12 protein-coding genes are annotated in these 12,721 nt (G+C 59.0%); 9 read left to right on the top strand and 3 right to left on the bottom strand.

What is annotated here, in order from left to right; translation table 11 throughout:
• Positions 1–60 precede the first annotated feature (60 nt).
• Positions 61–1,266 carry a hypothetical protein gene (locus ACR9WD_RS01780; RefSeq protein WP_073707385.1) on the top strand — a complete coding sequence of 402 codons (1,206 nt, stop codon included), beginning with the start codon at positions 61–63 and terminating at the stop codon, positions 1,264–1,266.
• 65 nt (positions 1,267–1,331) lie between these two features.
• Here the strand turns inward: ACR9WD_RS01780 and ACR9WD_RS01775 are convergent, their stop codons facing one another.
• Positions 1,332–1,952 carry a malonic semialdehyde reductase gene (locus ACR9WD_RS01775; RefSeq protein WP_434922584.1) on the bottom strand — a complete coding sequence of 207 codons (621 nt, stop codon included), beginning with the start codon at positions 1,950–1,952 and terminating at the stop codon, positions 1,332–1,334.
• A 350-nt stretch (positions 1,953–2,302) separates the two neighbouring features.
• Positions 2,303–3,487: a sensor histidine kinase gene (locus tag ACR9WD_RS01770; RefSeq protein ID WP_434922583.1), complete on the bottom strand. Its 1,185-nt coding sequence runs from the start codon at positions 3,485–3,487 to the stop codon at positions 2,303–2,305.
• Between the two features lie 312 nt (positions 3,488–3,799).
• Here ACR9WD_RS01770 and ACR9WD_RS01765 point away from each other — a divergent pair, with 312 nt between their 5' ends.
• The 7 genes from ACR9WD_RS01765 (at position 3,800) to ACR9WD_RS01735 (ending at position 10,390) form a co-directional block, all read left to right on the top strand.
• On the top strand, positions 3,800–4,474 hold the full coding sequence (locus ACR9WD_RS01765) for a response regulator (protein ID WP_254590913.1): 675 nt from the start codon (positions 3,800–3,802) through the stop codon (positions 4,472–4,474).
• A 129-nt stretch (positions 4,475–4,603) separates the two neighbouring features.
• Positions 4,604–7,162 carry an ATP-dependent Clp protease ATP-binding subunit gene (locus ACR9WD_RS01760; RefSeq protein WP_434922582.1) on the top strand — a complete coding sequence of 853 codons (2,559 nt, stop codon included), beginning with the start codon at positions 4,604–4,606 and terminating at the stop codon, positions 7,160–7,162.
• Positions 7,163–7,311: 149 nt separating this feature from the next.
• Positions 7,312–7,668, top strand: coding sequence for a VOC family protein (locus tag ACR9WD_RS01755; RefSeq protein WP_423299505.1), 357 nt, complete (start codon positions 7,312–7,314; stop codon positions 7,666–7,668).
• 4 nt (positions 7,669–7,672) lie between these two features.
• Positions 7,673–8,260 carry a hypothetical protein gene (locus ACR9WD_RS01750; protein WP_434922581.1) on the top strand — a complete coding sequence of 196 codons (588 nt, stop codon included), beginning with the start codon at positions 7,673–7,675 and terminating at the stop codon, positions 8,258–8,260.
• Positions 8,261–8,269: 9 nt separating this feature from the next.
• Positions 8,270–8,686, top strand: a complete 417-nt coding sequence (locus tag ACR9WD_RS01745) for a GNAT family N-acetyltransferase (protein ID WP_128471300.1) — start codon at positions 8,270–8,272, stop codon at positions 8,684–8,686.
• A gap of 249 nt (positions 8,687–8,935) precedes the next feature.
• Positions 8,936–9,676, top strand: coding sequence for a hypothetical protein (locus ACR9WD_RS01740; protein ID WP_434922580.1), 741 nt, complete (start codon positions 8,936–8,938; stop codon positions 9,674–9,676).
• A gap of 51 nt (positions 9,677–9,727) precedes the next feature.
• Complete coding sequence (locus tag ACR9WD_RS01735; RefSeq protein WP_434922579.1) at positions 9,728–10,390, top strand: alpha/beta hydrolase family protein; 663 nt, start codon at positions 9,728–9,730, stop codon at positions 10,388–10,390.
• Positions 10,391–10,400: 10 nt separating this feature from the next.
• Here the strand turns inward: ACR9WD_RS01735 and ACR9WD_RS01730 are convergent, their stop codons facing one another.
• The gene (locus ACR9WD_RS01730) at positions 10,401–11,864 is read right to left on the bottom strand and encodes a helix-turn-helix transcriptional regulator (RefSeq protein ID WP_198934374.1); all 1,464 of its coding nucleotides are present in this window, start codon (positions 11,862–11,864) and stop codon (positions 10,401–10,403) included.
• A gap of 236 nt (positions 11,865–12,100) precedes the next feature.
• On the opposite strand from ACR9WD_RS01730, the gene ACR9WD_RS01725 reads away from it, so the two are divergent.
• The gene (locus ACR9WD_RS01725) at positions 12,101–12,721 is read left to right on the top strand and encodes a thymidylate kinase (protein WP_434922578.1); all 621 of its coding nucleotides are present in this window, start codon (positions 12,101–12,103) and stop codon (positions 12,719–12,721) included.

The following is a 12,721-nucleotide window of genomic DNA, read 5'->3' as shown; positions in this document are numbered from 1 at the left end:
GGAGGCAAGCGATTTGCCAACCCTGCCGATCAGCCATTTCTAAGGAACCGCACCACACTTATGGCCTCACGTAAACCAGCCAAGAAGAAGCCTGCCCAGGGCCACCCAGCCCGCCGTACCGGCGCCAGCAACGTGCCTTTCGAGTCGGAAGTGCGCCAAGCTCTTCAGCCATTCAAGTCCTCGCTCTTCCGCCACTTCCATGAAGAGGGCCAATCAGCCAGCGAGACCCGTGCAGCGCTGGAAGGCCTGACCACCCTGCTGACCGTTCATGCCCAGCTGCGCAAGAGCGTTGACGTCAAAACCCTGGATCCGACGATTCTGGGCGAGCAGCTCGGCCACCTGACCTCGCTGGGCAAGGAAGTTTCGGAAGCCAGCGCTGCGATCCTCAAGCATTACCTGACTTTCCTGGGCACGACCGCTAATTTCGGCGGAAGCGTGGATGAGTTCAAGCAGACCTTCGAGTTCCTCTCCCGCATGGCCGGGGATTCGCCAATTGTGGCCCCTTACCTCGAAGATGACGAGGCCAACGGCAACCTCGAAGCGATGCCTTTCGTTTTCGCGGCTCGCGAATTGATCGACTGGGTTGGCGAAGGCAAGCCAACGACCCCTGCTGGAGTGCTCACCGGGGAGACGTTGCAGGATGCAGCCGGCGCACTTGGCTTATTCGTCAAGGTAGATGAGTCAGCCGGCATTCCAGAGGATTCCCAGTGGGAGCCGGAAGACGGCACGGTTGTTTCGTCGCTGGCCGACGTTCCACGCCTGTCGGCATATTGGGATGCATTGATCGGCACGGCCATGCTGCGCTACGAGGCACCGAACGCGACCCCCACGGAGTCGCTCAGCGATGCACTGCTGGCATCCAGCGGGCAAGGCGCACGCCTGGTCAAGGAGCTGATTGCCGAGGTTCTCTATTCGCATATCCTGATCAACACCTTGGAGGAGCCGGGCAAGGCGCAGATCGCCGAGATGGTAGCCGGCGTATTGAGCAATGCCGCATCATCAACCCCGCCGCGTGCCGAGTTTGCGTTGCAGGTTCCAACCGAAGAAGACCTGCCCGCCGAGCAGCATCACCTGATTGCCAGCCTCGAAGAGGTGGTCCCCCAGGTCGAGTCGCTGCTGCGGGTTTTCGAACGCGAAGGCCTTGTCGAGATCAACGACGAGATCACGGTTCCCGTTGTCTTGCGTTCTTCGCTGGAACGCGCTCTGGCCAAGGTTTCGGATCACGTCTTGAAGGGCGCCGAAGAAGCAGCAGATCCTCAGGCTTAGGGCTCCAAAAACGACGAAGGTGCGGGAACGATCAAGTTCCCGCACCTTCGTCGTTGAATCATCGATCAGATGCTGCGCGTCGCCAACTCGGCGTCATGCCGTGGCAGGCGATCAAACCATGGGTTCTCGCCCGGCTTGCCAACATTGACGACCAGGAAGGACTTATGGTTGTTGTCTGCGTTAATCGCGGCATCTACCGCATCGCTGTCAAAGCCACCCATCGGGCCAGCCGCCAGACCAACTGCGCGGACAGCCATGATGAAGTAGCCAGCCTGCAGCCACGCATTATTGCTGCCCACTGCGGTGCGGACTCCAGCGTCCTGGAACATCTCCTTGCGTTCCGGAGCGTGGGGGAAGAAATTCGCGAATTCCTCGTGCCACTCGGTATCGAACGATAGAACAGCCAAGGCAGGTGCCGAAAGCGCCTTCGCGGCATTGCTTCCGGGCATGGTGCTCGCTATTGCCTGACGCGCTTCAGGACTCTTGATCCAGGTGATGCGCAACGGCTGATTGTTCATCATCGTCGGCCCCATTTTCATGGCCTCATAGATTGCGTCCAGCACGTCGTCGGTCACCGGTTCATCGCTGAACGAATTGGCGCTGCGGGCTTCGAAGAACAGCTGATCTGCGGCTGCCTGGCCGATAGCCATCGATTCGTAAAGGTTGGTTTCTGCCTGGACGCTCATGCGGACTCGCTTTCAAGACGGGAAGTTCTCTCCCTAGGCACAACGCCACGTCCTTCAAGCCAATTCCAAGCTAAGATGTGAGTCAGAGCACAGAACTGTGGTCTGGAGTTAAGTTATAAAAGGTACGTTGCATTACTGACAGACAGCGGCGTGCGATGGGGGCACAGCGCCGATGAAAGATCAGTCCGTTTACGCAATGCAACGTACCTTTTAATCACCCTTGGATCCTCAGTGATGCCACTCGCAAAACACCACCGAGTACCTTCTCGGTGATCGGTCTTCACCGATACATGTCTAACTTATCGTGTCCTGCAAAATTCCGAAATCATACTTTAGTAGGAGGGCAGGAGTCAGAACGGGATACTTGCGCGCAGTCTCCAAACACCATTTTTGGCATCGGTTGCAAACTTTCCACCGAATGCCCGCATTCTGTCGCCCATGCCGATCAGCCCCGTCCCGCCCTCCGGAAGGCCACTCGCTTTCTTGCCAGAATTCTCTATCTGATTAGTAATTTCCAGGACAGCTTCAGCTCCGACGACCGTGAGCCTGAAAGTGCACTCCCCACCTAAAGCCCCGTGCTTTATCACATTCGTTGTACCTTCTTGCATGACGCGGTAAATCGCAGTCTGGGCAGAACGGGGCAATTCGGAAATTTTCTCATCCGTGGTGGAGCTCACCTTGAAATTTGCATCCTTTAGCCTCTGGACAAAAAGTTCGGCGCCCTGAAGCGCATACACAGTTGTAGCGGCCGGCTTGTCATTGCTGCGGGACAAAGGATCAGCCATGGTTCCGTCGGCCCTCAGGACATTGAGCATCAGGCGCAAGTCATGCAAGGTTTCCGTACTCAGCTTGGCGATGATATCGAGCGCTTCAAGAGCCTTCTGCCCATCGTTGGCGAATTTCGCGGCCTTCGACTGCATGGCCACAACCGTTATGTCATGGGCGACAATATCGTGCAGGTCCCGGGCGATGTTCTTTCTCTCCCGGTCGACAGCAAGACGAGTCTGCTCTTCGACAGTTTGCATTTGCTGTTGCACAACGGCATTCTTCTCTCGCAGCAAGTAGATGCTTCGCGTCACGACATAGGCCATGGCTGCCAAGGGCACAATCGCGATCAGAAGCACAGCGTCGTTATGCGCTTGGAAGGCGAATTGCACGGCCCACGCCAGGCAGAGGGTCAAGTAGGCGGCGCGGATACTGCGCGCCGAAGCAGTGGCCGCCAATGCGGAAAACGCCATGAAGGACACGATGGCCCAGAAGAACATCACGCCATCAGCCAGGAAGAAGAATGCCACGGCAACGAACAGGCCCAGAGAGGCAGCGGTCCAGCGCAGTCCTAGGAAGAGGATGACGCAGAGCCCAAGGCCCACCAGGGCGCCTCGAACGGAACGGTCCGTCGAATCTGCGAGGCCATCTTGCAGCAGGGTGATGACCTCGCTGCTGGACACGGCCAGCAGCACCACGATCCCTACCCAGACAATGACACCCCGGCCAGCGAAAAGCCTGGCCAGGGTGCCTTTGAGTCGTTCATTCATATGCCGAATGATTCACGGCGATGTCAATCAAGTCAAATGGCGATGCCTTAGGGGCAGGCCACTCCGTAGTTCCGACAGAACCAATCAGCAAAATCCGTGCCCCAACCAGCAGGCGTGGCAACCGAACCGCCGTTAATGGCCGATGCCGGAGCAGCGGAGGCCGGAGCAGCAACCACTGCTACAGGCGACAGTGCCAATGCGGCGATTGCCAGCATTTTAAGACCTTTCATAACAAACCCCCATCACGTCTACTTATATACTTTCAGGTGAGCAGGACATCGCAGGGACTTCACCATCGATCAAAGGAATCAAGTGGAAAAGATCAAGGTTCTTATCGTCGATGATGAACCCCTTATTCGTCATGCGTTGGGCACAATCCTAGCAATAGATAGCGGAATTGTAACGGTTAATTCTGTTGAAAATGGGCGGGCCGCCGTCGAATATTGCAAGGACCATCAAGTAGACGTTGTGCTCATGGATTTGCAGATGCCAATTATGGATGGAGTTAGTGCTACTAAAGCCATCAAATCCGTCGAAGACAGCCCATCAGTGCTTGCTATTACCGCCTTTTCCTCCGATGAATATCTGGTCCCTGTTCTGAGCGCTGGGGCCAGTGGATACTTGGTCAAGGATTCTGAGCCGGATGAAATTATCCGCGCGGTTCATGCCGTTCATCAAGGAACGGCAGCCATTTCCCCGTCGGTTTCTTCCGATCTCGTTTCTGCCGTTCGCGAGGCTTACCGCGACAATTCCCAAGACATTCAAGATCTTGCCTATGATCTGGGAATCACCAATCGGGAATTCGAAATTCTAAAGCTGCTGGCCCGGGGGCTAAACAACACCGAGATTTCAAGAACTCTGGCTATTTCCGAGACAACGGTTAAAACCCACATGGCCAAGATTTTCGTTAAGCTGGATGTTCGCGACAGGGTCCAGGCGTTGGTTGCCGCCGCCCGCATGGGACTCATCGAAATCCCGAAGGACTAGCCGCTGGCTGCCTGCCATTTGTGTGAACTCAACCTCTTTGGCACCTCTCCCGCTTGGTCCGGGAATATTTGCGCGCCGTATGCGTTGAACATGAGCATAGACCGCTCAAGTTTCTATTAGGAGGCTCACTTGCCAGCATTCTTCGGCGCACCGTCAGATGGCTCGTTTGAGGAATTCCTCTCTCGGTTCCTCTCGTCGCGAGCTCAAGCTGCGCGCCCCATCGACATCACGCGTCTGCTTTCTGCCCGTACCCACGAAGCGGTAGCCACCGCGGCGGCGATTTCCCAAGAGCACGGCCATGACGAGATCGATTCGCTGCATCTGCTGATGGCTTTGCTGCGCACCGAACCAGTTGGCGAGCACCTGACCGCCATGGGAATCGACATCGAGGCTTTGAGTGCCGACGCCATCGCACGCATGCCCAAGGCACAAGAGCGGGGCGAGAAGCCGTCCCGCCTCTCGTCGGCAGCCCAGCGCAGCCTCTTTGACGCCTACCAGGTTGCCCGCAACTACGGCTCGACCTACATCGACCCGGATCACCTTTTCCTGGCCTTCGTCTTCAACCCGGAATCGCCGGTCAGCCAGCTCTTGGCCCAGCACGGTGTCACCGGCCAGTCACTGCAGCAAGCTGCCATGGAGCAGGCCCAGCGGGGCAGCAATGATGCCCAGAACCAGAACGATGCCGAGTCCGACGTGTCCATGCTGGAACGCTACGGAACCGATCTGACCTTGCTGGCAGCAGACGGCCAGATCGATCCGGTGATCGGCCGCAAAGAGGAGCTGGACCAGGTAATCGAGATCCTGGCCCGCCGCACCAAGAACAACCCAGTGCTGATCGGCGAGGCCGGCGTGGGCAAGACCGCCATTGCCGAGGGCCTAGCCCGCGCCATCATCGACGACGAGGTTCCAGCGCAGCTGCGCAATGCGGCCCTGATCTCGGTGGACCTTCCGGGCATGCTCGCCGGCACCCGCTACCGCGGCGATTTCGAACAGCGGCTGACCGGCCTGCTCGACGAGGTAGCCGCCGCCGAAGGCCAGGTGCTGCTGTTCATCGATGAGATGCACCTGCTGGTCGGTGCTGGTTCCGGCGAGTCCGGAAACATGGATGCCGCGAATATCCTCAAGCCGCGCCTGGCGCGCGGCGAGCTGCACATGATCGGCGCCACCACGCTGGATGAATTCCGCAAGGTGGAGAAGGACAGCGCGCTGGCACGGCGTTTCGGCAAGGTCACTGTCGCCGAGCCATCGGAGGAAACCGCGTTGGCCATCTTGGAAGGGCTGCGCGAATCCTACGAGGAGCACCACCAGGTGCAGTACACCCCCGAAGCGCTCAAGGCCGCGGTCACGCTCTCTGCCCGCTACCTGAGCGACCGGCAGCTTCCGGACAAGGCCATCGACCTGATCGACATCGCCGGCGCCCGCCGCTCCATCGCCGCGGGAGATGCCGAAGACGTGCAGTCCTTGCGCGCCGAATTGGTGGATGCCGAACGCGAGAAGTCGCGCGCCATCGGCGAGGAGCGGTTCGAGGAAGCTGGCGCATGGCGCGACCACATCGCGGAAATGACCGCGCGGATCAAGGCCGCCGAGGAATCCGGCGATGCCGAAGTGACCCGCGTGGTGGACGAAATGCAGATTTCGCAAGTGATCTCCCGCTCCACCGGCATTCCGACCTCGCGCATCTCGGGCGACGACAAGGCACGGCTGGCATCACTGGAAGATGCGCTGCATGCTTCGGTCATCGGCCAGCACGATGCCGTCGCCGCGGTGGCTCGCGCCGTTCGCCGCAACCGCACCGGAATGTCCCCGGCTGGCCGCCCGATCGGCTCGTTCCTGTTCCTGGGTCCAACCGGTGTCGGCAAGACCGAGCTGGCCAAGGCCCTGGCCGCAAACCTGTTCGGCTCGGCTGATTCGCTGGTGCGCATCGACATGAGCGAATACGGGGAGAAGCACACTGTGGCACGCCTGATCGGTGCGCCTCCGGGCTACGTCGGCCACGACGAGCCCGGCCAGCTCACCGAGAAGATCCGCCGCAACCCGTACTCGGTCGTCCTGCTCGATGAAATCGAGAAGGCCCACCCGGACGTGTTCAATGTGCTGCTGCAGGTGCTCGATGACGGCCGGTTGACCGATTCGGCCGGCCGCACCGTCGATTTCTCCAACACGCTGATCCTCATGACCAGCAACCTCGGCGGCGAGTACCTGGCCAACAAGGCCGGGAACTTCGGCTTCACTTCCGCGAATGCGGCCAGCGAAGCCGGCGAGATCCGCGCCAAGGTCATGGGCAAGGTGCGCGAGTTCATGCGTCCGGAGTTCCTGAACCGCCTGGACGAGGTGCTGCTGTTCTCCAAGCTCTCGCCATCGGAAATCGGCCAGATCGTCAAGCTGGTCATCGCCGAGACCGAGGCGCGGCTGGCAGACCAGGAGCTGAAGCTGGAGGTGAGCGACGCTGCCGTGCAGTGGCTGGCTGGCGAAGGCTACGATCCCGAGTTCGGCGCCCGCCCGCTGCGCCGGCTGGTGCAGCGCAAGGTGCAAGATGCCATTGCGGACCTGCTGATCAGCGATGCGCTTGCCGCTGGCGATACTGTGTCGGTGGACTATGTCGCGGACAAGCTGAAGGTGCAGAAGAAAGTCGACCTGCCGACGCCACCTGCCCACAGCGAGCATGCGCCAAGCTACTTCGATAGCTGAGTCGGCGTCGCGAGTTGAGGCGCTGGTTTGGCTGGGACTGGAATCCCAGCCAAACCAGCGCCTTTTGCTTTTCCGCATTTGGCCTCGTCGAACCGCGGATTGCAAGCGGCCTCTAGCTAAGCGGAGAGACTGGCGGTACCTTTGTCAGCATGGCGAATATTGGAATGATCACCCTCGATGCCCTTGATGAACGGTCAGCGTCTGCCTGGTGGAGGGCGGTCTTGGGCGGGCAATATCTGGGCCAGTACCCGGGATTCACGATGATCAGCGTCCCTGGCTTCAGCGCGCGGCTGGGATTCCAGAAAGTCGATGAGATTACCGCCGGCAAGAACCGAGTCCATCTGGATTTGGAAGCCGGCTCGAGCCGTGAACAGGAAGTCGCCCGTTTCGTTGCCGCCGGCGCAACCCGCGTTGAGGACCACACCGACGATCCCTCTTTCGGCTGGACCATACTGCGTGATCCCTACGGCATCGTCTTTTGCGTTTCAGACCCGCACGAGGATTGACGCCATGTCGCTGTTCGCCAGAAAAACATCAGAAGCCTCAACGCACCGGGTGCACATCCATTTTGCCCAGCCAATGACCGAACGGCTGCGCAAAGACCATGAGGCGGGCCTGATCGATACGCTGCTGCCCGCATGCAATTCTTCCGGGTCCATCACCAACGCCAAGTCCACGCTGGACGCTGCCGAAGAACCGATCTCCAGCGACATTGAACTCGAAGTGACCACCTCCGATCCGAAGAAGGTGTTTGCCAAGCTGCTCTCTTCGCTCACCGAGAGCGGGCTGGGGCGGGGATCATGGCTGATTATTGACGACCAGCGCACCGACGTAGGCGACAGCGAGTACGTTTTGCTGAGAACCAGGCTCTCAGACGAATCGGATGCGCATCTGGAGCCAACCGTCAGGGCCCTGCAGCATGCCTTGGGCGACGGCAGCATCGGTTGGCACGAGGATGTCTACTACCGTCACGATGGCCCGGTATTCGTCTATAACGGCAACTCCGCCCAGGCCATTATCCATACCTTGGAAGCAGAACTGGTCAAGCATCCGTTGCTTAGCAAGGCCGAAATCGTTCCGGTTTCCCCTCAGCAGTAAAAGGACTCGATGGAACTCTCTACCACCAAGGTGCCTTCCGGAGAAGAAGTGCTCTCGCTCTACAACTCGGTCGGCTGGAGCGCTTACACAGACCAGCCAGAGGTGCTCTTCGAAGGCCTGAAGAATTCAGCCTGCGCGATCTATGCCTACGATGACGAACACCAGCTCGTCGGTCTTGTGCGTGTGGTCTCCGATAACGCCACCATCTGCTATGTCCAGGACATCTTGGTGCGCCCGTCTGCGCATCGCTCCGGCGTAGGCCGCGCCTTGTTCTCCGCCGTTCAAGCGAAGTATGAGCATGTTCGCCAGCTGGTCCTGATCACCGATGACGAACCCGGGCAACGGGCTTTCTACGAATCCATGGGACTCACCGAGGGGTCGGACTTCCGTCCCGGCGTCATCCGGACCTTCGCCAAATTCTCTTAACAGATCGCTCCTCGTTGCCTGGCCTGTATAGACTGGCCATTCATCACTTGCGAGGAGTTATTCATGCGCGCCAGGTCGGTTATTGCCCTATCATCGTTGGCTTTGCTTGCAGCTGGGTGCAGCGCCGCTCCTGAGCAAGCAGCGCCCGCTGATGCGAGGGTATCTGCGGTCGCTGAATCCAGCCCAGTTGCGCGGCCCACGGCAGCGTCTAGTGAAACTGCTGAATCTGCTGGAACCAGTCTTGCTCCCGTGGCTGATGCCGACGCCAACGTTAATTCGGGACAGGCCTGGGCAGATTCCAAGATCGAGATGTGGAAAGAAAACTCCGGCATCAAGTCCACCAAGGGCTTCTCGTATCCCTACAACCTCATGACCTCCTGGACCTCGCCCGAACCGGGCGTGATCGACATCAAGCTCCCCAACCACATGGTCTTCAACCGCGACGGCATGCAGGAGCCTTACCAAGGGCCCGAGGACGAGCTGCGCACGATGGGACGAGTCATGTTCGAGAGCATCGGCGAGGCTTCGCCGGAGCTGGAATCCGTCACTTTCGCGACTGAGAACGGCAAGCATTCCGGAACTTATACGCGTGCCCGAACCGGCGCCGACCCTACTGACCGCGAAGCCTGGGCGAACGAAAAATATGTCCAGTGGCTCAGCGGCATGAACGATATCTACGAGTCAATGTGCCACGCGACGATCACCAAGCTGGAGGTCTATCGCGACTGCATACCGTCGGACCCGCATGCCTATGTGAGCAAGGTCGAGTCCCCGGCGCCCGGCGAACTCGTAGTGACCTTGGCCGACGGGCCGTGGATCGACGGGGAATACGACTCCTCGCAGATTCCGGGCGTCGACTTCGTTGCGGGAAACATGATCCTCAAGATCAACCAGAAGGCCCATGGCGACGAACAAGTCAAGAAAATCACCGTTACCGCGAGGGACGGCAAGGAATCGGACACCGAGCTCCGCGAGAACTGGCAGCAGTAACAGTTCGCGCCATTTCGCCGGATGCTCGCCGACGGACCTACGCTAGGTCCCATGAGCACGCCCTACTCCATTCCGTACAACGACTCCGAACTCAGCGCCCTCTGGGACCGCGCAGAGAATGCGAAAGCTGTTGTGGTGCTCGCTCACGGTTCAGGTGCCGGCAAGGATCACGACTTCATGGCTGGCTTTGCGCTAGCCGTTGTGAATCTCGGTGCCAGCGTCCTGCGTTTCAACTTCCCCTACATGGATGCCGGAAAGAAGTTTCCCGACAAGTCTCCCGTAGCGGTTGCAGTTTGGCACCAAGTCCGCCATTGGGTGGAAGAAAACCTTGCTGAGGGCCTGCCCATCTTCACTGCAGGAAAGTCCTTCGGCGGACGCATCGCCTCGCTTGCAGTTGCCGAGGGCATGCCATCGGCAGGCTTGATCTTCCTGGGTTACCCGTTGCATGCGCCGAAGAAGGAAGAGAAGCTGCGCGATGAGCACCTTTACCCGCTTGAAGTGCCGATGCTCTTCCTCGAAGGCACCCGTGATCCGTTTGCCAACCCCGAAAAGATGGAGAACGTGGTCAGCAAGCTGAACTCGCACAGCGAACTTTCCTGGTTCGAAGGTGGCAACCATTCCTTCAAGGTCGCCCGTTCCGGCCGCACTGTGTCCCAGGACGGCGCATGGCTCGCGGATCCTGCTCTCGACTTCATCGCCAAGCACACCGCGTAGCCCAGCAGCCCTAGTCCACCTGCTTTTCCAGGAATCGATAGACCTCGGTTTCATCCACGCCGGGAAAGGCACCGGTCGGCATGGCCGCCAGCAGGTGCGTATTGGCACGCGTTGCAGGCCACGCATTGCCGAACCATTGGCTGGACAGGTCGGCAGGTGGTCGGCGGCAGCAATTCTCGTCTGGACAGGTGGACTGGCAGCGTTCCTTGGTATCGCGTCCCCGGAACCACTTCACGTGTTCAAAAGGCACGCCAATGGATAATGAATACAGCCCCGAAGAGTGGCGCTCGGTGCGTGCGGTGCACCAGAAGGTTCCATTGACGGTATCGGTGTACTGCTCGAAGGAGCGGAACTTGTCCATCTGCTCGAACACCACTCGGCTTGTCCAATAGCGGCAGATGGTCTGCCCCTCAATGGCACCGGTGTGGTCGGCCGGGAAATTCACCCGATCATTTTCATAGGCCTTGTGCAGAATGCCTGATTCGTGGACTTTCTGGAAGTGGCAGGTCATTCCCAGATGCTCGGTGGCAAGGTTGGTGAAGCGGTGGGCCGCGGACTCATAGGACACGGCGAAGGCATCGCGCAGATCCTCGACGGCCAATTCACGATTGTCTTTGGCGCGCCGCAGGTACTCCACCGTGGACTTCTCCGGCATCATCAATGCCGCTGCAAAATAATTGGTCGCCACGCGCTGCGAGAGGAAATCGAAATAATCGGTTGGCGGCTTATGCCCCAATACATGATGCCCTAGCGCCTGCAACAGCACCGAGCGGGGATCATGTTCCGAGCGGTTGGTCTGGGTCAGGTAGATGCGCTTGTTCTTCTGATCAGTCACCGAACGCGTGGAATGCGGAAGATTGCCCACGAAGCGCAGGCTGAATCCCAGATGCTCGGCAATATCCGCTGCTCGATGATGCGAGAGCGGGCCTGCATCGTGCCCAACAGCCGCGAGGACCTTGGCGGCTTCCTGCTCAATGTCCTTGTAGTAGTTATTCCGCTGGCGCATCTCATGGCGCAACGCGGTATTGGCCCGCCGCGCTTCCTCAGGGGTAGCGGCTTGCTCATTCAAACGGCGTTCCAATTCATTCTGCAAACCCACCAACGACTCGAGAACATCCATCGGCAGGCGTGCGCCAACGCGCACAGTCGGCAATCCCAAGGAAGCGTACAAGGGGCCGCGCTGGGCACGTTCCAATTCGATCTCCAAGGCAGCGCGTCGCGATGGCGGTTCGGTCCCCAGAAGATCATCGACGCCGACTTCCAAAGCGCCTGCCAAGGATTTGAGCAAAGAGAGCTTCGGTTCGCGCTTTCCGTTTTCAATCAACGACAGTTGGCTCGGCGCGGTATCGACCAGGGCCGAAACATCATCCAAGGTCAGTTGCTTGCTTTTGCGCAGAAAACGGATTCTCCGGCCTAGGGCGATGGAGTCGAGTTCCGTATCTTCGCTGCCAGCGTCGTTGCCCGCTGAGTTCACTGAGCGATTCCATGTGGTTGCAGTCACATATCAAGATTAGGCCAAAAACCAGGAAATTTACCAGATCTTCCTGCTTTTGACGGTAATTCTTTGACCCATCCTGAGTTCGGCATCAAAACTTTCCAGTTCTTCTTTCATGCCGGGACGAGCTTCTCTCATCAAACACACAGCCGTTCTGCGGAATCATCGTTGCCGCACACACGTTGAAACTTCAAAGACGCTTTCCGAGGAGGAGCATGCACGCAATTTCTACCAGCCCGCTACCCGTCACGTGCCCTGCCCACGACCCACCCCAAACATTGGTCATCGTCGGAACCGATGGCGCAGGCAAGAGCAACAGCATCGATGCCCTGGTGCATCAGTTGCGCAACGAACGCATTCAAGCACGCAAACTCGCAAACGTCGCCGCCCGAAGCTGGCTGACCAAATTCTCCCGCGCGGCGGGAATCGCCTTCCCGACCTTCACCCAGGATTTCCTCGAAACGTCCATCCGCTGCTTCAACGTTGCACGCAACACGTTCATTGCCGCGCATTCCCCCGGGCTCAGCGTGATGGACCGCCACCTTTATTGCCAGCTGGTGCTGCGGCGCCTGCGTGGACATCCTGACGGATTGTTCCTGCCCTGGCTTGCCCGGAAAAGTACCGAGGAGGCGAGAATTGTCCTGCTCGATGTGGATCCCCACCTTGCCTTAAAGCGAATCATTACCCGCGGCACAGACGAAGAAAGCTTGGAGTACCTTGAAGCGAGCCGAGCTGAATACCTCCGCCTGGCGCAACATCATGGCTGGATCATCCTTGATGCCTCGATGCCCACACCCCAGTTGGTTGAACAGCTTCGCATGATCGCCGGCAAGTAG

This window comes from Glutamicibacter sp. PAEs-4, assembly GCF_051161755.1.
Classification (GTDB): domain Bacteria; phylum Actinomycetota; class Actinomycetes; order Actinomycetales; family Micrococcaceae; genus Glutamicibacter; species Glutamicibacter nicotianae.
Note: the sequence above shows the minus strand (reverse complement) of the source record. Positions and strands in the feature narration are given on the sequence as shown.